Raw genomic sequence first — 21792 nt, 5'->3', positions numbered from 1 at the left:
CCTTGATGGCACACATCGACTGGGACGACCCGGGCGCGCAAAGCGTCACCGCCTATTACCGGAACGACCCCAACATCGACCCGGAACCCCACGCCGGCAGCGTGCTGTCGGCCCGCTACCGGGGCCGGGTGGTGCGCGTCACCGTGGACGCCTATGACCGCAAGGCAGGCATCAGCCATGGCAAGGTGGCGGCGATCATGGACGCGGACAGCGGCAAGCGCCTGGACCAGCACGCCGGCCTCTCGGTGGGCGACCCGGTGGCCCTGCCCGACGACAAGCGCGCCTTCGAGCCCGCGGTGAAGGACGACGACGAACAGGAAGACGGCGCCGGCCGGGCCTGAAATCAGGCGCCGGTGTCCAGCGCCTGGCGCAGGGCCTTGCGGAACGCCTTGGGCTTGAGGCTGAAGGCATTCCGGGTGCGTTTCTCGCAGTCGCTGACCAGGGCGGATTCCCGGCGGCCGATGAGCTGGCGCACGTGGCCGAAGGGTTCCTTGTCGTCGGCTTTCTTCTTGGCCTGGCGCAGGAAGTCGTCGAGCACGTGCAGGTCGTGGAGATCACCGAGCTTCTTGCCCAGTTTCTTGAAATCCTTGAGGGAAATGTCGCTGTTTTCCAGCGGCCCGGCGAACGGCTCCAGCTGATAGAGCTGGTATTTCACCCACTTGCGGAAGCCGTGCCAGGCCTCCGGCTCGTCCTCGGCGATGGCGTCGTGGCCGAGGCGGCGGGTGTTGGCGTAGAGGCGGCCGAAGCCTTTCTTGATCAGGGTGTCGTCGTCGCCGTCCACTTCCAGGTTGGTCCAGCGGTCGCGGTCGTCCAGGAAGGCCTGTTCCAGCTCCGCCGGTTTCTCCGGCTGCACGGCGTCGCCGGCGTCGTTGGCCAGGGCCAGTTCACGGACCCGGTCCAGGGCCTCTTTCTCGTAGTCACGGCGGGTGGCGGCGCGCAGGGCATCAAGGGTCTCGCCCATGACCTGAAGATCGCGGGCGCCGGCCAGGCTCTTGGCGGCGGCGCGCAGGCGCTTGTCCTGCTTGTCGGCCAGCTTGCGCGGGCCCTGGGTGCCGGCCAGGCGCCACAGAGCGCGCAGGCGTTTGACGGTGACGCGAAGATCATGAACCCGGTCCGGGTCCAGGGTGGTCCGGTCCTTGAGCAGGGCCAGCGCGGCCTCGTCCTGAGCGCGCGCGGCCTCGGTAAGGCGCGCCATCAACGGCGATGCATCGCCCGGTCTGTGGCTCATGAAAGACTCCCCCCGGAGCAGAAAAATGGGAGCCCGATTATGCGGCCTTCACGGAGAAATTACCGTGACAACTAGATGACAGGGCGCCGTCCCTGGCCCCGGCGCCGGCCCTCAGCCGCGCAGCAGGGCGGCGACGCCGCGCCGCTTGCGGCTCTCGTCCTTGACGAACTCCAGGCTGCCGTCGTCCACCCGGCCGAAGCGCAGGCGCGGCAGGTCGTAGAAGTAGTTGCTGAGCACCTTCCAGGGCGCCTTGCTGCCCTGGCGTGGCAGCTTGTGGGCGGCGCGCTGGACATAGCCGGACTGCAGGTCGAGGAAGGAGGCGTCGGTGTCGCAGCCTTCCGGGTCCCGGGGCGTTACCTGACGCAGGCCCTTGCGGGACATGTAGTTGAGCAGGCGGCCCACGTACTCCGCCACCAGGTCCGCCTTGAGGGTCCAGGAGGAGTTGGTGTAGCCGAACACCATGGCCATGTTGGGCACGTCGCGCAGCATCAGGCCCTTGTAGACCAGCATGTCGTTGGGTTCGCGGGTCTCGCCGTCCACGGTCAGGTCGGCGCCGCCCAGCAGCTGCACATTGAGGCCGGTGGCGGAGACGATGATGTCCGCCTCCAGCTCCTCGCCGGATTTCAGGCGGATGCCGTTCTCGGTGAAGGTGTCGATGTGGTCGGTGACGATGGACGCCTCGCCTTTCTTGAGTACCTTGAACAGATCACCGTTGGGCACCGCGCACAGGCGCTCGTCCCAGGGATTGTAGCTGGGCTTGAAGTGCTTCATGTCCACTTCGCCGCCGAGCTGGCGGCGGGCGGCGGCGAGCAGGGCGCGGCGCACCAGGCCCGGGCGCTGCTTGGAAAGCTTGAAGATGAAACGCTGCAGGCTGATGTTGCGCGCCCGCGCCATGCGGTAGACCACCATCTCCGGCAGGAAACGGCGCAGGCCCACGGAGATCTCGTCGCGCTCGGGCACCGTGGCGATGTAGGTGGGCGAGCGCTGCAGCATGGTCACGTGCCCGGCCTCGCCGGCCATGGCCGGCACCAGGGTGACGGCGGTGGCGCCGCTGCCGATCACCACCACCTTCTTGCCCTTGTAGTCCAGATCCTCCGGCCAGTGCTGGGGATGGATCACCCGGCCCTTGAAGTCGTCCTCGCCGGGGAAGGCCGGCTTATAGCCTTCATCGTAGTTGTAGTAGCCAGTGCAGCAGAGCAGGAACTGGCAGGTGTAGGTTTCCCGCTCGCCGGTTTCCTCGCGCTCCACCTGCACGGTCCACAGGCTGGTTTGCGTGGAAAAGTCGGCGCCGAGCATGCGCAGGCCGTAGTGGATCTTGTCCTCGATCCGGTACTGGCGGGCGGTGTCGACGATGTACTGGCGGATGGACGGGCCGTCGGCCAGCACCTTGGGATCGGTCCAGGGGCGGAAGTTGTAGCCCAGGGTGTACATGTCCGAGTCGGAGCGGATGCCCGGGTAGCGGAACAGATCCCAGGTGCCGCCCATGCGCTGGCGGCGCTCGATCAACGCCACGCTGCGGTCGGGGCAGTCACGGCTGAGGTGGCAGGCGGCGCCCACGCCGGACAGGCCGGCGCCGATGATCAGTACGTCGAAATGGTTCCCGGACATGCTTTACCTCCAGCCCGGCCGCGCTGCGGCACCAAGGCTTACATTACTCAATGTCAACTTCAAGGGTCGCCATGATGCCCCCGCCCCGGCGCCGGGGAAAGGGCAAAACGGGCCGTTCCGACGGCGCTACGGCCAATCCGCTGGCCCCTTCGCCGGCCCTTGATGTGCGTCAACGGCGGCCCGGCCCGGGCGCCCTACCCTGGCCGGATCATGCCACCCTCTTGCCGATGATCCGGAGCCGCCATGGATTTCAGTTATTCCGAATACGCCGTTCAGGTCCAGGACCTGATGCGCCGCTTCATGGACAAGGAGGTACTGCCCCGCAACGCCGACTGGCACCGGACCGCCAACGAAGGCCGCTACCCGCTGGCGGTGCTGGAACCGCTCAAGGCCCGCGCCCGGGAGCTGGGCCTGTGGAACCTGTTCCTGCCGGAGCTGCGCGAGAACGAACCGGGCACCGCCATGAGCAACCTGGACTACGCGCCCCTGGCGGAAATCATGGGGCGGCTGCCCTGGGCCGCCGAGGTGTTCAACTGCAGCGCCCCGGACACCGGCAATATGGAACTGCTGCACCGCTTCGCCGACGAGCACCAGTACCGCCAGTGGCTGGGCCCGCAGCTGGACGGCGAGATCCGCTCCTGCTTCGCCATGAGCGAGCCGGACGTGGCCTCCTCCGACGCCACCAATATCGGCACCACCTTCCGCCGCGACGGCGACCACTACGTGATCGACGGCCGCAAATGGTTCATCACCGGCGCCAACCACCCGCACTGCGCCTTCGCCGTGGTGCTGGGCCGCTGCGACGACGCCCCCACCGGCGAACCGCACCGCCAGCACTCCATGCTGATCGTGCCCATGGACGCCCCCGGCCTCACCGTGGAACGCAACATCCCGATCTTTCAGCACCACTCCCCGGAAGGGCACTGCGAGCTGGTGTTCCGCGGCGTGCGCGTGCCGGTCAGCCACCGGCTGGGCGCCCCCGGCGAAGGCTTCGCCATGGCCCAGGCCCGGCTCGGCCCGGGCCGCGTGCACCACTGCATGCGCACCATCGGCCAGTGCGAGCTGGCCCTGGAAATGATGTGCGAACGGGCCCTGGAACGGCGCGTGTTCGGCAAGAGCCTGAGCGAGCACGAGAACGTGAAGGACTGGATCGCCGAATCCCGGCTGGAAATCGACCAGGCCCGGCTGCTGGTGCTGCACGCCGCCTGGACCATGGACCGCCACGGCAACGCCGCCGCCCGCACCCAGGTGTCCGCCATCAAGCTGGTGGCGGCGCGCCTGCAAACCCGGGTGGTGGACCGGGCGATCCAGGTGTTCGGCGCCATGGGCCTGTCCCCGGACACGCCGCTGGCCTACCTCTACACCTGGGGCCGGGCCCTGCGCTTCCTGGACGGCCCGGACGAGGTGCACCTTCGCACCGTGGCCCGCGCCGAACTCAAAAAAGCCCGCGAACACCGAGGCGACACGGCGGCCTATTTCACCCTGTAGAAACGCCGAATCGCGGCTAAAGCGGTACGCCGCCCGGCCGCTCCTACAACGCACCACCCACCCCAAGAGGCGAAGCCGCGCGGGACGCTACCTCGAAGCGTCCCGGTGTGGCCCCCTTTCCGGGACCCTGTTTGACAGGATGTCAAACCGGGAGCCCCCAGGGGTGAGGCAAGCGTGTTGCGAAGCACTGCTTCGCGCGCCGCCGAACGCCGCCCATCTGTGATGGGGGGCCGGACCCGCTTGCGGGGGTTCACGGCGTTCCCGGAAAGGGGGCCACACCGGGACGCGCGCCCTCTGGAGGGTCCGGCTCCCACTAAGCCTTGAGCGCCACCCACTCATAATCCCGATCCTCGAAGGTCGCCATCTGCGCCCGGTACTGGGTGGCGAACCCCGGAAACATGGTGGCGTTGAAACCGTCCTCGGTGAGATACCAGCTCTTGCAGCCGGAATTCCAATTGGTCCGCGCCAGGCGCTTCTGAAGCTGTTTATTGTGACGCGCCTGCACCGCCGGCTTCACGTCCATCAGCTTGAGGTTGTCGTCCAGCAGCCGCTGCACGCCACGCAGGGCATAGTCGAGCTGGGCCTCCATGTACACCAGGGCGGAGTTATGCCCCGGCCCACTGTTGGGCCCGAACAGGAAAAACAGGTTCGGGTAACCGGCCACGTTGATGCTCTTGTAGGCCTGGGCGCCGCGCGCCCATTCCTCGCCCAGCTCGCGGCCGGCGCGGCCGCGCACCGGAAAGGGCGTGCCGCTCTTGGGCACGTCGAAGCCGGTGGCGAACACCACGCAATCCAGCTCGTGCTCCACGCCATCGGCGGTGCGGATGCCGTTCTCCGAGAGCTTGGCGATCGGCCAGGTAATCAGTTGGGCGTTGTCCTTCTGGAGCGCCGGATAATAATCGTTGGACACCAGCACCCGCTTGCAGCCGATGCGGAAATCCGGCGTCAGTTGCCGGCGCATCCAGTCGTCCTTCACCTGGCGGCGCAGGTGGCGCCGCGCCAGCCGCTCCGCCAGCCGGGTCAGCGGCGAATTCCAGATCACCGCCATGGCCATGGTTTCGTGGGTCCAGAACAGCGCCTCGCGCACCGCCTTCTGGCTGGCGGGCAGGGCCCGGAACAGGGTCTTGTTCCAGTCCGGGGTGCGGAAGTCCGGGCGCGGAATCACCCAGGCCGGGGTGCGCTGGAACACCTTGAGGCGGACCACTTTTTCCACCAGCTCGGGGACGATCTGCACGGCGCTGGCGCCGGTGCCGATCACCGCCACCCGCTTGCCGGTGAAGTCGTAGTCATGATCCCAGCGGGCGCTGTGGATCTTCTTGCCCTGGAAGTCCTCGACGCCTTCGATGTCCGGGAAGCTGGCGTTGGACAGCGGCCCCTGGGCCATCACCGCGGCGCGGGCGCGCAGCGGTTCACGGCCTTCCAGCTCGGCGGTCCACAGCCCCCGGCGGGTGTCGAAGTCCAGCGCCGTGACGTTGTGCTGGAAACGGATGTGCTTGCGCAGCCCGAAGGCGGACACCAGGTAGTGAACGTAATCAAGAATCTCCGCGCCGCCGGAATAGCTGCGCGACCAGTTCGGGTTGGGCGCGAAGGAAAACGAATACAGGTTGGAGGGAATGTCGCAGGCGGCGCCCGGGTAGGTATTGTCCCGCCAGGTGCCGCCCACGTCCTCGCCCCGTTCCAGGATCACGAAATCCTCGATGCCCGCCTTCTTGAGGCGGATGGCCATGCCCAGGCCGGCGAAACCGGCGCCCACGATCAGCACCGAGGCCGGTTTGGCGGCGGGTTTTCGGGCGGCGGCCTTGCGTGGGGCCTTCTTGGCGCCGGCTTTCTTGCTGGCGGATTTCGTACTGGCGGCTTTCTTAGCGGCGGCCTTTTTCGGCGCCGCTTTTTTCACCGGGCGTTTTCGCGACGCCGCCTTCTTGGCGGCGGTTTTGGAGGGCGTCGCGGCGGATGTCTGGTTGGCGCTGGTCCGGGGCTGGTCGGTTTCGCTCATGCTGTTGCTCATGCTGTTTCAGACTTTGCTCGGAGGCGCGGCTGAAGCGGCATGCCGCCCAGCCGCCACCAAGGTGGTTACACCACGGGTTTGTAGGTGATGCCCTTGACCCAGGTGGGTACGCGGGAGGGCATCACCCGGTCTGGAATCCGGTCGGTGAGGCGCACCATGGCATCCACCGGTGTGTGGTACAGTTTGTGGCGGCGATTGATGACGATGCGGCCATGGCGGCTGATGATCTGATACCAGGGGTTGCGGCGGCCGTCGGCGGTGCGCCCGCCGATGCGCTCGAATTTCTTCATCGCCGCGTACAGCCGCTCCTCGCCCAGCCCCATGGCGATCACGTTATCGCGCATGCGGTTGAGCAGCGGCGCGTAGGAGGCGATGCCCAGGATCAGGCGCGGGTCCAGGATGGTGCCCAGGGTCTTGATCACCTTCCTGTAAACGTCACCGTGGCCCTGCATTTCCAGTACGTGGAAGCCCACGCCCAGGTGCCGGGATTCATCGTCGTTGATGCGCGCGAACGCCTGATGGCAGACCGGATCGTCCACGGTGTCCAGCAGGAAGGTGCAGAGCGCGCCGTCCAGGGCGATCTCCAGCATCGGGATCACCGAACCCAGCACCTCCAGGGGCATGTCGTCGCTGTAGCGATCCAGCCACTGGATCACCAGGCGCAGATTCTTGTTGGGCTCCGGCACCCGGTCGCCATCCAGCATGCCCCAGCGCTTCATCAGTGCCATCTCGGCGTTGGCGTGGCGCTGCTCCTCGGCGTGGAAGTAGGTGTAGATTTCCTTGAGGGTGTCGTTGGGCGCTTTCCTGGCCATGGCCGCGAAGCCCCGGGCACCGACGTGCTCGATCCACATCAGATCGGCCATGAACGCCTTGAGCTTGGGCCACTGCTCCTCGGTGACCAGCTCGGCGCCCGGCGCGTCCCAGTCGATGTCCGCCAGCGCCCACTGGCTGGCCTTGACCTTGGCGAGCATTTTTTCGAGATCGATGGAAGCCATGTTGTTCTCCCTTTTTGAAGGATTCAGGAAGCCAGGGTGAAACGGCTGAGCAGACCGGCGCCGCGCGCGTACAGCGCCGGCACGTAGCGTTTGGCGCGCCAGATCAGGCGCGCGTCGATCTGCGGCAGGACATAGAGCCGGCCCTTGTCCAGGGCCTTGAGCGTGGTGCGGGCAACGCCCTCGGCGGAGACGCCGGTGAGCGACACCCAGCGGTTCATCAGCGGCGTCACCGAGTCGTCAATGCGGCCGCTGGTGAAGATGTTGGTCTTCACCACGGTGGGGCACAGGGCGGTGACCCTGAGGCCGCTGCCGGCGCTTTCCGCCGCCAGGGTCTCGGACACCGCCAGCACCGCCGCCTTGCTGGCGTTGTAGGGGCCCATGCTGGGCGCCGCCGCGAAGCTGGCGGTGGAGCAGACATTGATGATGCCGGCGCCGCCCAGGCCGCGCAGGCGCGGCGCGAACACGTGGCAGCCGTGGATCACGCCCCACATATTGACGCCCATGACCCAGTGCCAGTCCTCCATGGGGATGTCGCCGATGCGCTTGCCGCCGGCGCCCACGCCGGCGTTGTTGATGACCAGATCCGGCTCCTCGCCGAACCACTGGGCGGCGCGCTCCGCCAGGGCCTCCACCTGCTCCAGGCGGGACACGTCGCAGTGCACCGCCAGGGCCTCCTGGCCGCCCTGCTCGCGGATGGCGTCGACGGTGGCGCCGGCGGCGGCCTGGTCCAGGTCGGCGCACACCACGCGGCCGCCACGGCGGGCCAGTTCCAGGGCGAAGGCGCGGCCGATGCCGCTGCCGGCGCCGGTCACCACGGCACGGGAATTTCGGGTCAGGCTGTCAGTCATGTTCGGAGTCCTCGCCAGCACGGTGCCAAATTGACCGTGACATTCATCAATGGCAAAGTAGTCCGATCATTTGTTCGGATTCAACTCGGATATGCCCACCTCATCCCGCCAGCGCCGGCCCACCCAGCAACGGGCCAAGGCCACCGTCAACGCCATCGTCGAAGCGGGCTTCATTTCCCTGTGCCGGCACGGCGTGGAAGGCACCACCACCCGCCACATCGCCGAGATCGCCGGCGTCGGCGTGGGCTCGCTGTACGAATACTTCGCCAATAAGGAGGAGGTGTTCGACGCCATGCACCAGCACGTCGTGCGCGAGGTGGTGGCGCTGGTGCAGCCGCGCATTCCGGAGCTGGTACGCCTGGACATCCGCGAGCTGATCGCCGAACTGCTGTACCGCTTCCGGGATCTGCTGGAGCGGGACGACGGCCGCTATCTGCGCTACATGAGCTACGCCGCCTACTTCGCGCCGCGCAATCAGCTGGAGCCGATCAACCAGCTGCTGATGAACCTGCTGGTGCAGTACGTGATGCATCACCCACAGCTGACGCGGCTGGGCAACCTGCCGGCCATGGGCTTCATCATGATCAATGGCGGGGTGTTCACGGTGATCCGCTATCTCACCGACCCGAACCCGGCGGTGGATTTCGACGATCTGGTGCGCGGACTGGGCGACATGGTCGCCCACTTCGTGGATGGCGAACTGGGAAAATCAGTTAACAGTTAACAGTTAACAGTTAAGAGTTAAGAGTTAACAGCTAAAAGAAAGCGCGGTCGGAAGGGCTTTCCCGCGGCCAGCGGCCTTTAAGCGCGGGCAGGGCCTCGCGGTGGCGCCCCGCCCACCCGCGCCGCTGTTAACTGTTCACTATTAACTATTCACTGCTTTTCAAGCAGTTCCTCGTGCAGGTGCGGCGCGTCGGTGCCGACCCGCTGCCAGGTCTGGCTGCGGCCGAGCAGGCTGACGCCGATGTAGCCGCGCGCTTCCAGGGTGTCCGGGTCGGCCAGGGTGGCCTTGGCGCTGTAGGTCTTGCCGTTGTCGGGGGAATAGATGTTGCCGTCCTCCCATTTGTTGCCGCCGGCGTAGTGCAGATCCTTGAGCACCTCCACGCCAAGCAGACGGCGGCCACGCTTGTCCTCGTCCGGATTGTTCTCGTCGTAGCGGGCCTCGCCACTGCTGGAGCCCACCACCCGGCCGTTCCAGGTGTCCTCGCCGGCCTGGTAAATCTGCACATAGCCGCCGCTGTCGGTTTCCCAGACGCCCTCGATGGCGTGGCTGTCGTCGGCGGCCCAGGCGGCGGTGCCGGCGGCGAGCAGCGGGGCGGCGATCAGGGCGGAAATCAGGGGTCGAATCATGGTGGATTCCTCTTCGGTTGAAGGCGGTGAGCGACGTGAAGGGTATACAACTTCGTCAAAGTTGTCTGCCAATCCGTGGTCGCTTCATTCCCTCTATTAGAAGGGCAATCCGGTGGATGAGTTTATAAAAAACCGTGAAAACGGGCCGGGCGCCGGCGGGCGCCCGGCGGGCGCGGTCAGCCCAGGATGTGCTTCAGGGCGTTTTCCAGGGTCTCCACGGTGCGCTCCACGTGGTTGAGCTTGTCGAGGCCGAACAGCCCCACCCGGAAGGTCTTGAAATCCGCCGGTTCGTCGCACATCAGCGGCACGCCGCCGGCGGTCTGCAGGCCTTCGGCGATGAACTTGCTGGCGTTGTGCAGGCCGTCATCGTCGGTGTAGCAGACCACCACACCCGGGGCCTCGAAGCCCGGCGCCGCCACGCTGCGGATGCCGTGGCGGGCGAACAGCGCACGCACCCGGCCGCCCAGCTCTTCCTGCAGAGCCCGCACCACCGGGAAGCCCTGGGCACGGGTCTCCTCCATGAAGTCGCGGAAGCGCGCCAGGCTGTCCGTGGGCAGGGTGGCGTGGTAGGCATGGCCGCCGTTTTCGTAGGCGCGCATGATGTCCAGCCAGCGCTTCAGATCGGCGGCGAAGCTGGTGCTGCGGGTCTCTTCAAGACGGGCCAGGGCGGTGTCGTTGAACATCACCAGGCCGGCGCAGGGCGATGAGCTCCAGCCTTTCTGCGGCGCGCTGATCAGCACGTCCACGCCGGTGTCCCGCATGTCCACCCAGATCGCCCCGGAGGCGATGCAGTCGAGCACGAACAGGCCGCCCACCTCGTGCACCGCCTCCGCCACCGCCTTGATGTAATCGTCCGGCAGGATCATGCCGGCGGCGGTTTCCACGTGGGGCGCGAACACCATCTCCGGCTTTTCCCGGCGAATGGTGTCCAGCACCTCGTCCAGCGGCGCCGGCGCGAACGGCGCCGGCTCACCCTCGCCGCTCACCGGCCGGGCCTTGAGCACGGTTTCGTCGGCGGGGATGCCGCCCATCTCGAAGATCTGGCTCCAGCGGTAGCTGAACCAGCCGTTGCGGATCACCAGGCAGCGCTTGCCGGTGGCGAACTGGCGGGCCACCGCTTCCATGGCGAAAGTACCGCCGCCGGGCACCACCGCCACCGCCTCGGCGCCGTAGGCCTGCTTCAAGGTGGTGGAGATATCCCGCATCACCTGCTGAAACGCCTGGGACATATGATTGAGGGACCGGTCCGTGAACACCACGGAGTATTCCAGCAGACCGTCCGGATCCACCTCGGGCACCAGTTGAGACACAAGCATTCTCCCGCTTCAAAACCTTGAATAATGACAGGCTCCCGTTATAGAGACGCCGGCGGCGCGCTGCAAGGCATGGCGGGGGAAAGTTAACAGTGAATAGTTAACAGCGCGCCATGCGGTAGACTCCCCTCCCGGTCCCCTTCACTGTTAACTGTTCACTGTTAACTTCTTCTTACGCGCCCGGAGCTTTGCCGTGACCACCCTCAACATCCGCACCCTTACCCTGCCCACCCAATGGCACCTGGACACCGTCAAGGATCAGGCCGGGGATCTGAAGCTGGGCGTCTGGGATCTGACAGGCGCGCCCGAGGGCCTGAGCGAGGCGGAGGTGGAAGCGGTGGTGTTTCATCATCCCGCCGGCGAGGCGGGCAAACAGCGCCTGGCCACCCTGCCCAATCTCAAGCTGATCCAGACCCAGTCCACCGGCTACGACGGCTTTATCGAAGCGGGACGCGGCGCCGCCGTGGCCAGTGCCTATGGGCTGCACGCCGGCCCCACGGCGGAACTGACCCTGGGGCTGATCCTCACCGCCCAGCGTGGCCTGGACCACTTCGCCCGGGACCAGGCGGAGCACGTCTGGCGGCCGTTCACCACGCCGGGGCTGTTGGACCGCAAGGTGCTGATGATCGGCACCGGTGGCGTGGGCGCCGCCATCGCCGAGCGGCTGGCGCCGTTCGGCGTCGAGCTGACCCGGGTCGGCACCCGCGCCCGGGACGATGAGCGCGGCCATGTGCACGGCGTGGACGAGTTACCGGCGCTGCTGCCGGCGGCGGAGATCGTGATCCTGATCACCCCGCTCAACGACGCCACCCGGGGCATGGTGAACGCGGACTTCCTGGCCCGCCTGCCGGACGGCGCCCTGGTGGTGAACGTGGCCCGGGGCCCGGTGGTGGACACCGACGCCCTGCTCGCCGAGCTGCGAAGCGGCCGCCTGCGCGCCGCCCTGGACGTGGTGGACCCGGAACCCCTGCCCGCCGACCATCCCCTGTGGGACGCGCCGGGACTTTGCCTGGTCCCCCACGTGGGCGGCCGCTCGGAAGCCCTCAAACCACGCCTGGCCACCTACCTGCGCGAACAGGTACGCCGCATCGCCAACGGGGAACCGCTTCAGAATCTGGTCCACCCCGGCAATCGCGGCTAAAGCCGCCCCCAAGCCGGGTGACACGCCGACCACCCAAGCGCTCTTAACTGTTCACTGTTAACTGTTCACTGCCTCACCAGGTGTCGATCATCGGCCGGCGCTTCCCGGCGATGGGTTCCAGCCCGCCCGGCGGGGTGGCGCGCAGGCCGCGCAGAATCCAGGCGCGGGAGTCCGCCGGGTCGATGACCGCGTCGATTTCCAGGGCGGCGGCCATGCTCAACGCCTCGCCGCGCTCGTAGAGCTTGTCCACCAGCTTCTTGAACAGCGCTTCCCGTTGCTCCGGGGTTTCCTGGGCGTCCAGCTCCTTCTTGTAGGCCAGGTTCACCGCGCCTTCCAGGCCCATGCCGCCGAATTCACCGCTGGGCCAGGAGGCGCAGAACAGGGGCGCGTGGAAGGAGCCGCCGGTCATGCCCTGGGCGCCCAGGCCATAGCCCTTGCGGGTGACCAGGGACAGCAGCGGCACGGTGAGGCTGGCGGCGGTGACGAACATGCGGCAGGTGCGGCGCACCATGGCGGTTTTTTCCTCGTCCGGGCCGACCATGAAACCGGGGGTGTCGCACAGGCTCACCAGCGCAATGCCGAAGGCGTCGCACAGCTGCATGAAGCGTGAGGCCTTGTCGGCGCCGGCGGCGTCGATGGCGCCGCCCAGCACCTTGGGATCGTTGGCGATCAGGCCCAGGGGCCGGCCCTCGACGCGCACGAAGGCGGTGATCATGCCCGGCGCGAAATCCCGGCGCAGCTCCACGGTGGAGTCGGTGTCCACCAGCAGGCGGATCAGCTCGCGCATGTCGTAGGCGTGCAGGCGGTTTTCCGGGACCGCCCGGCGCAGCCAGCGCTGATCCTCGCACTGCCAGTCGGTGACCGTGCCCTGGAAGTAGCCCATCAGTTTTTTCGCCAGGGCGGCGCCTTCCTGTTCGTCCTTCACCACGCAGTCGACCACGCCGTTGGCGCGCTGCACCGACACCGGGCCCACTTCCTCGGGCTTGAACACGCCCAGGCCGCCGCCCTCGATCATGGCCGGGCCGGCCATGCCGATGCAGGCGTTCTCGGTGGCGATCAGGATGTCGCTGGTGCCCGCCAGCACCGCGTTGCCGGCAAAGCAGCGGCCGGACACCACGGCGATGCGCGGCACCAGCCCGCTGAGGCGGGCGTATTGCAGGAAGCTGGGCCCATCCAGGCCGGCCACCTTGGTGGCGTTGTCGGTGTCGCCGGGGCGGCCGCCGCCGCCCTCGGCGAAGAAGATCACCGGCAGCTTCTGCTGCTCGGCTACCTGCAGAATGCGGTCGGTTTTCTTGTGGTTCATGGTGCCCTGGGTGCCGGCCAGCACGGTGTAGTCGTAGGCCAGCACCGCGCAGCGGCTTTTCGTCTCATCGAACAGCGCGCCGTTCACCGAGCCAATGCCGGTGATCATGCCGTCCGCCGGGGTGTTGTGGATCAGGTCGTCCACCTCCCGGCGGGCCCGTTGGGCGGCGAAGGTGAAGGCGCCGTATTCGATGAAGCTGTCCTCGTCGACCACCGCCGCCACGTTTTCCCGGGCGGTGCGCTGGCCGGTCTTGCGCCGTTTGGCCACGGCGTCCGGGCGGTTCTCGTCGCGCAGCAGGGCTTCCCGGGCCTGCAGCTTGGCCAGGTCCGGGCGGATGCGGTCCAGGTCGATGTCTTCTTCCTCCGCATCGGCGTCCACCGCCACCTCGCCGGGCTCGATGAACAACAAGGGGTCGCCGGCGGCCACCGCGTCGCCCACCGCGAAGGCGAGCTGGCGCACCGTGCCGCTGGTGGCCGCCTCCACCCGGTGCTGCATTTTCATGGCCTCCACGAAGGCCACCGGCTGGCCTTCGCGGACGCTGTCGCCCTCGGCCACCAGCAGCTCCGCCACCACGCCCTGCATGGGCGTGGGTACGCCTTCGGTGCCCGCCGGCGCCTGGATCGACGGGCCCTGTGATTCCGCCTCGCCGCCGGCCGCGCCGAAGTGCAGGGACGGGTGCTCGCCGCCGTTCACCAGCGCCGCCATGTGGTCGTCCACGAAGCGGGTGTAAACGGCGTTGTCCGCCACCTCGTCCCGGCGCAGCAGGTTCTGCAGGAAGCCGATGTTGGTGTCCACGCCCTCGATGCGGAACTGGCACAGGGCGCGGTAGGCGCGGCGCACGGCGGCGGCGTAGTCACCGCGGCCGTGCACGATCAGCTTGGCCAGCAGGGAATCGTAGTGGGGGCTGGTGCGGTAGCCCCGGTAACCGAAGGTGTCCACCCGGACACCGGGGCCGGAGGGCGGCTCGAAGGTGGCCAGGGTGCCGCCGGCGGGCCGCGCCTCGCCGCTGGCGTCCATGGTCTCCATGTTGATGCGCAGCTGCACGGCGAAGCCGGCGGGCGCCGGCACGGTGTCGCGGCTCAGGCCCAGGTCCGCCAGGGAGGCGCCGCCGGCGATCCTCAATTGCGTTTGCACCAGGTCCACGCCGGTGACTTCCTCGGTGACGGTGTGCTCCACCTGCAGGCGCGGGTTGGCCTCGATAAAGGCGAAGCGGCTTTCGTCCGCGTCCACCAGGAATTCAAAGGTGCCCAGACTCCGGTAGCCGACCCGGCTCGCCAGCCGCAGGGCGGCGTCCAGCAGCTTTTGCCGGGTCGCGTCGGAAAGGGTCGGCGCCGGCGCGATTTCCACCAGTTTCTGGTTGCGGCGCTGCAGGCTGCATTCCCGTTCCCACAGATGCACCGGCGTCTCGCCGCCGTCACCCACCACCTGCACCTCGATATGCCGGGCGCGATCGATAAAACGCTCCACGTACAGGGCGCCGTTGCCGAACGCGGCCTCGGCTTCCGCCTGGCAGCGCTTGAACGCCTCGGCCAGATCGTCGCCGGGGCCCACGATGCGCATGCCACGCCCGCCGCCGCCGGCGATCGCCTTGACGATCACCGTGGCGTCGGCGCCCAGGCCGTCGCGGAACGCCCGCGCCTGCTCCAGGGTGGTGTCGGCGCCGGTGCCGGGCACCACCGGCACCTGGCATTCCTCGGCGAGCACCCGGGCGCGGGCCTTGTCACCGAGCAGGGCCAGCACCTCCGGGGTCGGCCCCACGAAGGTGAGGCCGGCTTGCTGGCAGCGCTCGGCGAAATCCCGGCTCTCGCTGAGAAAACCATAGCCGGGGTGCACCGCGTCGCAGCCGGTTTCCACGGCCACCCGCACCAACTGCTCGGCGTCCAGGTAGGCGGCGGCGCCGCGCCCTTCCAGGGCCACCGCCTGGTCGGCCACGCGGGTGTGCAGGGCACGCTCGTCGTCGGCGGGGTGCACCGCCACGGTGGCGATGTCCAGGTCGGCGGCGGCGCGGGCGATGCGCACGGCGATTTCGCCACGGTTGGCGATCAGAAGCTTACGGGTCATGGCGCGGTCCGGTTTGTTCGTTTTAGTGATCGGTTTGGCGGCAAGATAGCGAGATACTGACTTGCACGTCAATTAGTATTGACTCGGGTTTTATTTACTTGCAGATTAGTCAGCACTTGCGGTGTTTCACTCAACCATCAGGAGGCCGGCGTGGCCCGACCGGAAAAAAAATCCCAGCTGGGCCAGCCCCCCATGAAGGCCCAGATCAAGGCCGCCGCCCGGGCCCTGTTCATCCAGCGCGGGCTCAGCGACGTCAGCTACGGCGACATCGCCGAGGTGGTGAACACCACCCGCGCCAACCTGCATTACCACTTCGGCAACAAGGCGGCGCTGATCGAGGCGGTGTTCCAGGAAACCTTCGACGACCTGGAGCAGCAGTTCCAGAACGTCTGGGCGCGCCCCGGCCTGACCCTGGCGGAGCGCATCGGGCTGGTGGCCCGGGATTGCGAGCGTCGCTTCTATGAATTCAACGACAACGAACGGGGCCGTAACCCCTGGAGCCTGTCGGCGCGGGCGCGCTTCGAGCGGCATCTGATTCCGGAGCGCATCCAGGAAGGCATCTCCGAGATGTCGCGGCACTTCGAGGACCATGTGTCCCACGCCGTGAAACTGGCCATCGGCGACGGCGAACTGCGCCCCGACACCCCGGTGCGCCAGGTGGTGATGCTGATCACCCCGCTCTGGTACTTCGGCTCGCTGCTCACCCAGCACAGCGGCCTGAACAAACTGCTCGACCATTATCAGGCGGTGATCGACACCGTCACCGCCGCTTACGGCAACCGATAACAACAATCCCCTTCGGCCCCGGAAGAGGCCGACCGTGGATGTGCCGGCACGGAGATAAACCATGGCGCACGAGCAACAGGAAAGTACCGCCGGCCAGCCCCTGCTGGCGGTGAACAATCTGAAGATCGCGTTCGCGCACGACGCCGGCGAGACCGCCATTACCCGGGACGTGTCGTTCACGGTGGGCCATGGCGAGCGGGTTGGCGTGGTCGGCGAAAGCGGCTGCGGCAAGACCGTCACCGGCCTGGCCCTGCTCGGTCTGCTGCCGGAACGCACCGCCCGGGTACGCGGCGAGATCCTGTTCCAGGGCCGCGACCTGTTGAAGATGCCGGCCCGGGAATTGCGCCGCCGGCGCGGCCGCGACATCAGCATGATCTTTCAGGAGCCGATGAGCGCCCTGGACCCGGTGTTCACCGTGGGCGAGCAACTCATCGAGACCCTGCGCGCCCACGAGCGGGTCAGCCGCAAGGAGGCCCGCGAACGCGCCATCACCGCCCTGGAGGACGTGGGCATCCCGTCGCCCCGGCAGCGCCTGGACGACTACCCCTACCAGTTTTCCGGCGGCATGCGGCAACGGGTGATGATCGCCATGGCGCTGATCTGCCGGCCCCGGCTGGTGATCGCCGACGAACCCACCACCGCCCTGGACGTGACCGTGCAGGCGCAGATCATCGACCTGCTGCGCGAGCTCAGCGACACCACCGGCACCGCCCTGCTGTTCATCACCCACGACCTGGGCGTGGTGGCGGAAACCTGCTCCCGGCTGCTCACCATGTACGCCGGCGAGGTGGTGGAAAGCGCCCCGGTGGACAGCGTGCTGCGGCGCCCGGGCCACCCGTATTCCTCCGGCCTGCTGCGTTCCCTGCCCGGCCTGAGTGAGCGGGGCGGCCGGCTGCCATCCATTCCCGGGCGCGTGCCGGCGCCGGCGGAGATGCCCTCCGGCTGCCGCTTCCAGGCGCGCTGCCCGCACGCCGCCGACGGCTGCGAACAAAGCCAGCCCCTGCGTGAGCTGGACGGCGGGCGCCTGGCGCGCTGCTGGCGCGGCGCCGAACTCACCCTGCCCGGAGCGGTGACCCCATGAACGCACCACTGACTCCCCGCACCGCCACCGGCGCCGGCGTGCGCGCCGACCGGGTGCGCGTCCACTTCCCCACCCGCGCCGGCACCGTCAAGGCGGTGGAGGACGTGAGCTTCGACATCCACCCCGGCGAAACCTTCGGGCTGATCGGCGAATCCGGTTCCGGCAAGACCACCCTGGGCCGGGCCCTGGCCGGCCTGCAGCCGCTCACCGACGGGCACCTGTTCTACGACGGCCAGGCGCCATCTTCGCTGAACCGGGCCCAACGGCGGCGCCAGCGCCGTGACCACCAGATCATCTTCCAGGACCCCCACGCCGCCTTGAACCCGCGCATGTCCATCGCCCGGTCGGTGATGGAGCCCCTGGATATCCTCGGCGACGGCGACCGCCGCCAGCGGCGCCGGGTGGTGGACGAAGCCCTGGAAAGGGTGGGCCTGCCCGCCGGGATCGGCCGGCGCTACCCCCACGAGCTGTCCGGCGGCCAGAAACAGCGCGTCAACATCGCCCGCACCCTGACCCTGCGGCCGCGCTTCATCGTCTGCGACGAGGTGGTGGCGGCCCTGGACGTGTCCATTCGCGGCGCCATTCTCAACCTGTTCGCCGATCTGCAGGACGAGTTCGGCATCACCTACGCTTTCATCACCCACGACATCTCCGTGGTCTCCCACGTCAGCGACCGGGTGGGCGTGCTCTATCTGGGCCGGCTCATGGAACAGGGCCCGGCGGGGACCGTGTGCGAACAGCCCCTGCACCCCTACACCCAGGCGCTGCTGTCGGCGGAGCCGTTGCCCCTGCCCAGCGACCAGCGTGACCACCGCCGCCGCATCCGCCTGCAGGGCGAAATCCCCAGCCCGCTCAATCCGCCGTCCGGCTGCCCGTTCCGCACCCGCTGCCCGCGGGCGGAAACGCGCTGCGCCGAGCAGGCGCCGGAATGGCGGGAAGTGGCACCAGACCATCGCGTGGCCTGCCATTTCGCCGGCCCCGCCTGAACCACCCGTTTTCCGAACAAAACAACAAAATTCCAGGAGAGCCCCATGAACATGAAAGAGCCCCACCACCCACACCCGGACCACGACACCCTGAACGTGGGCGGCCACGCGGTCTCCCGCCGCGCCTTTCTCGGTTATCTGTCCGGCGCCCTGGCGGTCGGCACGCTCGGCGCGCCGGGCCGGCTCTGGGCCCAGGGCGGCGGCGCCGTGTTGCGGGTCGGCGCCAACGCCAACCCGTCCAGCCTGGACCCGGCCACCGGCGGCTCCGGCTCCGACCATGTGTTCCTGTTCCCGATCTACGACACCCTGGTGACCTGGGACTTCGACAGCCTCAAGGCGGAGCCGGGCCTGGCGGAACGCTGGGAATTCACCGACCCGAAAACCCTGGTACTGCATCTTCGCCAGGGCGTCACCTTCCACGATGGCACGCCCTTCAACGCCGAGGCGGTGAAGACCAATCTGGATCGCAGCCGCGCGGCGGAATTTTCCAACATCCGCTCCGACCTGGGCTCGGTGGACCAGGTCACGGTGAACGGCGAGCACACCGTCACCCTGCACCTGAAGAACCCGGACACCGCCCTGCCGCTGATCCTCTCCGACCGGGCCGGCATGATGGTGTCGCCCAAGGCGCTCGAGGCCAACGGCAACCGGGTGGATCGCACCCCGGTGGGCACCGGCTTCATGAAATTCCAGAAGTGGAACGACGGCAGCGAGATCGCCCTGACCGCGTTCGACGGCTACCGCCGCGACGACAAACCGGCCCTGGCCGGCATTACCTTCTCGATCATCACCGACAGCGCCACCCGCCTGCGCGCGGTGATGTCCGGCCAGGCGGACCTGGCCTACCACCTGGACGGCCGGCAGAAACCGCTGGTGGAGAAACTGCCCACCCTGAACGGCGTGATCGGTTCCACCGTGTACTGCTATCAGCTCTACCTGAACATGTCCCGGGACACCCTGGCCGACCGCCGGGTGCGCCAGGCCCTGAATTACGCCGTGGACCGGGACGCCTTTATTCGCGGCGCCATGGCCGGCTCCGGTGAAGCCGCTTACATGAATCTGCCCAAATCCCACTGGGCCTACGACGCGCAAACCGCCGAGCTGTACCCCCATGATCCGGATAAGGCCCGCGCGCTTCTGAAAGAGGCCGGCTACGCCGACGGCGTGACCCTGGATATGCGCGGCTACAACGACCAGTCCTCGGTGCAGATGCAGGAGCTGCTGCTGGCGCAGTTCGAGCGCGCCAACATCAAGGGCCGCTTCCGCACCGGCACCATCGCCGACATGTCGGCGGAATACTTCGCCAAGAAACAGGGCGATCTGCTGTTGTCCGCCTGGACCGGCCGGCCGGACCCCAGCCTCAGCTACTCGCTGATGTACAACCAGGAGTCCTACTTCAACGCCGGCGACAAGGCGCCGCCGGAGGGCTTCACCGAGGCCTTGCTGGCGTCGCGCGGCAGCGACGACCTGGCCACCCGCAAGGAGGCCCTGGCCAAGGTGCAACGGCTGGTGATGGAGGACGCCCTGGTGGTGCCGCTGGCGTTCCGGGAAAGCATCGTCGCCGTCAACGGCAAGGTGAAGAACCTGCGCAACAACCTGCTCGGCAAACCCAAGTTCAATGATGTAACTCTCGAGGGCTGATCCCGTGGCCAACCGCGTCAAACAGCGCATGGTCGGCGCCCGGCTGCTGCAGTCCCTGCCGATCCTGGTGCTCGCCACCTTCATCGTGTTCTGCCTGATGCAGCTGATCCCCGGCGACGTGGCCGTGACCCTGGCCGGGGAGAACGCCTCCATGGAACGCATCGAACAGATCCGCGAGGCCTACGGCCTGAACCAGCCGTTCCTGGTGCAGTACGGCCAGTGGCTGGGCCACGCCGCCCAGGGTGAACTGGGCAGCTCGCTGCTGTCCGGCGAGCCGGTGGCGCGGACCATCGCGCGCACCTTCCCCAACACCCTGCTGATCGCCGTCTACGCGGTGCTGATCTCGGTGCTGGTGGGGGTGCCGCTGGGCATTCTCGCCGCCACCCGCGCCGGCTCGCCCCTGGACAGCGCCATCATGGGCGCCGCGTCCCTGGGCGTGGCGGTGCCCAATTTCTGGTTCGGCATGATCCTGGTGCTGTTCCTGGCCCTGGGGCTGCAGTGGTTTCCCGCCACCGGCTTCGTATCGCCGACGGAGGATTTCAGCGCCGCGCTCTGGTACGCCACCCTGCCGGCGCTGGCGCTGTGCACCAACGGCATCGCCGAGGTGGCGCGGCAACTGCGCGGCTCCCTGGTGGAGATCCAGTCTTCCCAGCATGTGCGCACCCTGCACGCCAAGGGCCTGAGCCCGGCGCGCATTCTCTGGAAGCACGGCCTCAAGAACGTGAGCGTCAACCTGCTCACCGTGGTGGGCCTGCTGTTCAACAAGATTCTTGCCGCCACCGTGGTGGTGGAGGCGGTGTTCGCCATTCCCGGCATCGGCAGTTCCATCGTCAACGCCGTGCTGCAGGGCGACTTCCCGGTGGTGCAGGGCGCCGTGCTCGCCATGGTGGTGACGGTGATTCTGGTGAACCTGTGCACCGATCTGGCCTGCACCGTGCTCGACCCGAGGATTCACGCATGAACGCCACCGTTTCTTCCCCGTCCGCGCCCGCCGCCGACGAGCCGGGCCTGGCCCGGCGCGCGCTCGGCTGGCTGCGTGGCGACCCGCGCGCCGCCTTGAGCCTGGTGGTGCTGGTGCTGATTCTCGGCACCGCCCTGCTGGCCCCCTGGGTGGCCCCCTACGACCCCGCCCATCAGGATCTGGAACACATGCTGGAAGGGCCCTCGGCGGCCCACTGGCTGGGCACCGACGACCTGGGCCGGGATGTGCTCAGCCGGCTGATCCACGGCGGCGCCAATTCCCTGTACGCCGCCTTGCTGGCGGTGGCCGTGGCGCTGCTGATCGGCATTCCCCTGGGGCTGATCGCCGGCTTCGTGGGCGGCTGGACCGACGTGGCCATCAGCCGCCTGATCGATACCTTCCTGTCGTTCCCGGCGATCATTCTGGCGGTGGCGGTGACCGGCGCCATGGGCATCGGTCTGACCAACGCCATGTTTTCCGTGGGGCTGGTGTTCGCGCCGCAGATCGCGCGGCTGATCCGCGCCCGGACGCTGGTGGTGCGTCAGGAGCTGTACGTGGACGCGGCGCGCTGCTTTGGCGCCTCGCCGTTGCGGCTGCTGGGGCGGCATGTGCTGCCCAACGCGATTCAGCCAGTGATCGTGCAGAGCACGCTGCTGCTGGCGGTGGCGTTGTTGGCGGAGGCCAGCCTCAGCTTCCTGGGTCTGGGGGTACAGCCGCCGGACGTGAGCTGGGGCGCCATGATCGCGCGGGGCTATCTGTATATGTCGCTGGTGCCGGAGCAAATGTACGCGCCGGGGCTGATCATCATGGTCACGGCGGTGGCGTTCAATGCGTTGGGGGAGTCCATGCGGACGGCGTTGGATCCCACGGCGCGAGGGCATGGGTGATTTCGTTTTCGTTAGACGTATGGACCCTCCATCGGGGCCGCGTCTCGGCGTGGCCCCCTTTCCGGGAACGCCGTGAACCCGTCCCTGGGGGCTCCCGGTTTGACATCCTG

General features: G+C 67.9%; 18 protein-coding genes. 10 read left to right on the top strand and 8 right to left on the bottom strand.

Annotated elements, in window-relative coordinates; all coding sequences use genetic code 11:
* The first annotated feature begins 5 nt into the window (after positions 1–5).
* Positions 6–341, top strand: coding sequence for a hypothetical protein (locus tag HMJ39_RS07775; protein WP_228462219.1), 336 nt, complete (start codon positions 6–8; stop codon positions 339–341).
* Positions 342–343: 2 nt separating this feature from the next.
* On the opposite strand, the gene HMJ39_RS07770 is transcribed toward HMJ39_RS07775, so the two are convergent.
* Together HMJ39_RS07770 and HMJ39_RS07765 are read right to left on the bottom strand one after the other, a co-directional pair.
* Complete coding sequence (locus tag HMJ39_RS07770) at positions 344–1228, bottom strand: CHAD domain-containing protein (RefSeq protein WP_194296860.1); 885 nt, start codon at positions 1226–1228, stop codon at positions 344–346.
* 111 nt (positions 1229–1339) lie between these two features.
* Positions 1340–2836 carry a flavin-containing monooxygenase gene (locus tag HMJ39_RS07765; RefSeq protein ID WP_194296859.1) on the bottom strand — a complete coding sequence of 499 codons (1497 nt, stop codon included), beginning with the start codon at positions 2834–2836 and terminating at the stop codon, positions 1340–1342.
* 243 nt (positions 2837–3079) lie between these two features.
* Here HMJ39_RS07765 and HMJ39_RS07760 point away from each other — a divergent pair, with 243 nt between their 5' ends.
* The gene (locus HMJ39_RS07760; protein ID WP_194296858.1) at positions 3080–4324 is read left to right on the top strand and encodes an acyl-CoA dehydrogenase family protein; all 1245 of its coding nucleotides are present in this window, start codon (positions 3080–3082) and stop codon (positions 4322–4324) included.
* A 313-nt stretch (positions 4325–4637) separates the two neighbouring features.
* On the opposite strand, the gene HMJ39_RS07755 is transcribed toward HMJ39_RS07760, so the two are convergent.
* The 3 genes from HMJ39_RS07755 to HMJ39_RS07745 form a co-directional block, all read right to left on the bottom strand.
* Positions 4638–6317, bottom strand: a complete 1680-nt coding sequence (locus HMJ39_RS07755) for a flavin-containing monooxygenase (protein WP_194296857.1) — start codon at positions 6315–6317, stop codon at positions 4638–4640.
* Between the two features lie 77 nt (positions 6318–6394).
* Positions 6395–7324 carry a ferritin family protein gene (locus tag HMJ39_RS07750; RefSeq protein ID WP_194296856.1) on the bottom strand — a complete coding sequence of 310 codons (930 nt, stop codon included), beginning with the start codon at positions 7322–7324 and terminating at the stop codon, positions 6395–6397.
* A 23-nt stretch (positions 7325–7347) separates the two neighbouring features.
* Positions 7348–8172, bottom strand: coding sequence for an SDR family NAD(P)-dependent oxidoreductase (locus HMJ39_RS07745; RefSeq protein WP_194296855.1), 825 nt, complete (start codon positions 8170–8172; stop codon positions 7348–7350).
* A gap of 91 nt (positions 8173–8263) precedes the next feature.
* On the opposite strand from HMJ39_RS07745, the gene HMJ39_RS07740 reads away from it, so the two are divergent.
* Positions 8264–8896 (top strand): TetR/AcrR family transcriptional regulator, encoded by a 633-nt coding sequence (locus tag HMJ39_RS07740; protein ID WP_194296854.1) that lies wholly within the window; start codon positions 8264–8266, stop codon positions 8894–8896.
* A gap of 149 nt (positions 8897–9045) precedes the next feature.
* On the opposite strand, the gene HMJ39_RS07735 is transcribed toward HMJ39_RS07740, so the two are convergent.
* Both HMJ39_RS07735 and HMJ39_RS07730 read right to left on the bottom strand, forming a co-directional pair.
* On the bottom strand, positions 9046–9522 hold the full coding sequence (locus tag HMJ39_RS07735) for a DUF2147 domain-containing protein (RefSeq protein ID WP_161385290.1): 477 nt from the start codon (positions 9520–9522) through the stop codon (positions 9046–9048).
* A gap of 176 nt (positions 9523–9698) precedes the next feature.
* Positions 9699–10832 carry an aminotransferase class V-fold PLP-dependent enzyme gene (locus HMJ39_RS07730; protein WP_194296853.1) on the bottom strand — a complete coding sequence of 378 codons (1134 nt, stop codon included), beginning with the start codon at positions 10830–10832 and terminating at the stop codon, positions 9699–9701.
* Positions 10833–11028: 196 nt separating this feature from the next.
* On the opposite strand from HMJ39_RS07730, the gene HMJ39_RS07725 reads away from it, so the two are divergent.
* Positions 11029–11976 carry a 2-hydroxyacid dehydrogenase gene (locus HMJ39_RS07725; RefSeq protein ID WP_194296852.1) on the top strand — a complete coding sequence of 316 codons (948 nt, stop codon included), beginning with the start codon at positions 11029–11031 and terminating at the stop codon, positions 11974–11976.
* A gap of 73 nt (positions 11977–12049) precedes the next feature.
* Here the strand turns inward: HMJ39_RS07725 and HMJ39_RS07720 are convergent, their stop codons facing one another.
* Positions 12050–15340 (bottom strand): carboxyl transferase domain-containing protein, encoded by a 3291-nt coding sequence (locus HMJ39_RS07720; RefSeq protein ID WP_194296851.1) that lies wholly within the window; start codon positions 15338–15340, stop codon positions 12050–12052.
* A 150-nt stretch (positions 15341–15490) separates the two neighbouring features.
* Here HMJ39_RS07720 and HMJ39_RS07715 point away from each other — a divergent pair, with 150 nt between their 5' ends.
* The 6 genes from HMJ39_RS07715 (at position 15491) to HMJ39_RS07690 (ending at position 21682) form a co-directional block, all read left to right on the top strand.
* Complete coding sequence (locus HMJ39_RS07715) at positions 15491–16126, top strand: TetR/AcrR family transcriptional regulator (RefSeq protein WP_194296850.1); 636 nt, start codon at positions 15491–15493, stop codon at positions 16124–16126.
* A gap of 61 nt (positions 16127–16187) precedes the next feature.
* Positions 16188–17207, top strand: coding sequence for an ABC transporter ATP-binding protein (locus HMJ39_RS07710; RefSeq protein WP_194296849.1), 1020 nt, complete (start codon positions 16188–16190; stop codon positions 17205–17207).
* Positions 17204–18193 (top strand): ABC transporter ATP-binding protein, encoded by a 990-nt coding sequence (locus HMJ39_RS07705; protein ID WP_194296848.1) that lies wholly within the window; start codon positions 17204–17206, stop codon positions 18191–18193. The genes HMJ39_RS07710 and HMJ39_RS07705 overlap by 4 nt, the downstream gene beginning before the upstream one ends.
* A 45-nt stretch (positions 18194–18238) precedes the next feature.
* On the top strand, positions 18239–19834 hold the full coding sequence (locus tag HMJ39_RS07700) for an ABC transporter substrate-binding protein (protein WP_194296847.1): 1596 nt from the start codon (positions 18239–18241) through the stop codon (positions 19832–19834).
* A gap of 4 nt (positions 19835–19838) precedes the next feature.
* On the top strand, positions 19839–20795 hold the full coding sequence (locus HMJ39_RS07695) for an ABC transporter permease (protein ID WP_323370860.1): 957 nt from the start codon (positions 19839–19841) through the stop codon (positions 20793–20795).
* Positions 20792–21682, top strand: coding sequence for an ABC transporter permease (locus tag HMJ39_RS07690; RefSeq protein WP_194296846.1), 891 nt, complete (start codon positions 20792–20794; stop codon positions 21680–21682). Before HMJ39_RS07695 ends, HMJ39_RS07690 begins: the two co-directional genes overlap by 4 nt.
* Positions 21683–21792 lie beyond the last annotated feature (110 nt).

This window comes from Alloalcanivorax profundimaris (assembly GCF_015265435.1).
Taxonomy (GTDB): Bacteria; Pseudomonadota; Gammaproteobacteria; order Pseudomonadales; family Alcanivoracaceae; genus Alloalcanivorax; species Alloalcanivorax profundimaris.
Note: the sequence above shows the minus strand (reverse complement) of the source record. Positions and strands in the feature narration are given on the sequence as shown.

What these genes read in the sequence shown, in the direction of transcription:
- HMJ39_RS07775 (WP_228462219.1), top strand. Translation starts at nt 6, where the DNA reads ATGGCACACATCGACTGGGACGACCCGGGCGCGCAAAGCGTCACCGCC.
- HMJ39_RS07770 (WP_194296860.1), bottom strand. Translation starts at nt 1,228, where the DNA reads ATGAGCCACAGACCGGGCGATGCATCGCCGTTGATGGCGCGCCTTACC.
- HMJ39_RS07765 (WP_194296859.1), bottom strand. Translation starts at nt 2,836, where the DNA reads ATGTCCGGGAACCATTTCGACGTACTGATCATCGGCGCCGGCCTGTCC.
- HMJ39_RS07760 (WP_194296858.1), top strand. Translation starts at nt 3,080, where the DNA reads ATGGATTTCAGTTATTCCGAATACGCCGTTCAGGTCCAGGACCTGATG.
- HMJ39_RS07755 (WP_194296857.1), bottom strand. Translation starts at nt 6,317, where the DNA reads ATGAGCGAAACCGACCAGCCCCGGACCAGCGCCAACCAGACATCCGCC.
- HMJ39_RS07750 (WP_194296856.1), bottom strand. Translation starts at nt 7,324, where the DNA reads ATGGCTTCCATCGATCTCGAAAAAATGCTCGCCAAGGTCAAGGCCAGC.
- HMJ39_RS07745 (WP_194296855.1), bottom strand. Translation starts at nt 8,172, where the DNA reads ATGACTGACAGCCTGACCCGAAATTCCCGTGCCGTGGTGACCGGCGCC.
- HMJ39_RS07740 (WP_194296854.1), top strand. Translation starts at nt 8,264, where the DNA reads ATGCCCACCTCATCCCGCCAGCGCCGGCCCACCCAGCAACGGGCCAAG.
- HMJ39_RS07735 (WP_161385290.1), bottom strand. Translation starts at nt 9,522, where the DNA reads ATGATTCGACCCCTGATTTCCGCCCTGATCGCCGCCCCGCTGCTCGCC.
- HMJ39_RS07720 (WP_194296851.1), bottom strand. Translation starts at nt 15,340, where the DNA reads ATGACCCGTAAGCTTCTGATCGCCAACCGTGGCGAAATCGCCGTGCGC.
- HMJ39_RS07710 (WP_194296849.1), top strand. Translation starts at nt 16,188, where the DNA reads ATGGCGCACGAGCAACAGGAAAGTACCGCCGGCCAGCCCCTGCTGGCG.
- HMJ39_RS07705 (WP_194296848.1), top strand. Translation starts at nt 17,204, where the DNA reads ATGAACGCACCACTGACTCCCCGCACCGCCACCGGCGCCGGCGTGCGC.
- HMJ39_RS07700 (WP_194296847.1), top strand. Translation starts at nt 18,239, where the DNA reads ATGAACATGAAAGAGCCCCACCACCCACACCCGGACCACGACACCCTG.
- HMJ39_RS07690 (WP_194296846.1), top strand. Translation starts at nt 20,792, where the DNA reads ATGAACGCCACCGTTTCTTCCCCGTCCGCGCCCGCCGCCGACGAGCCG.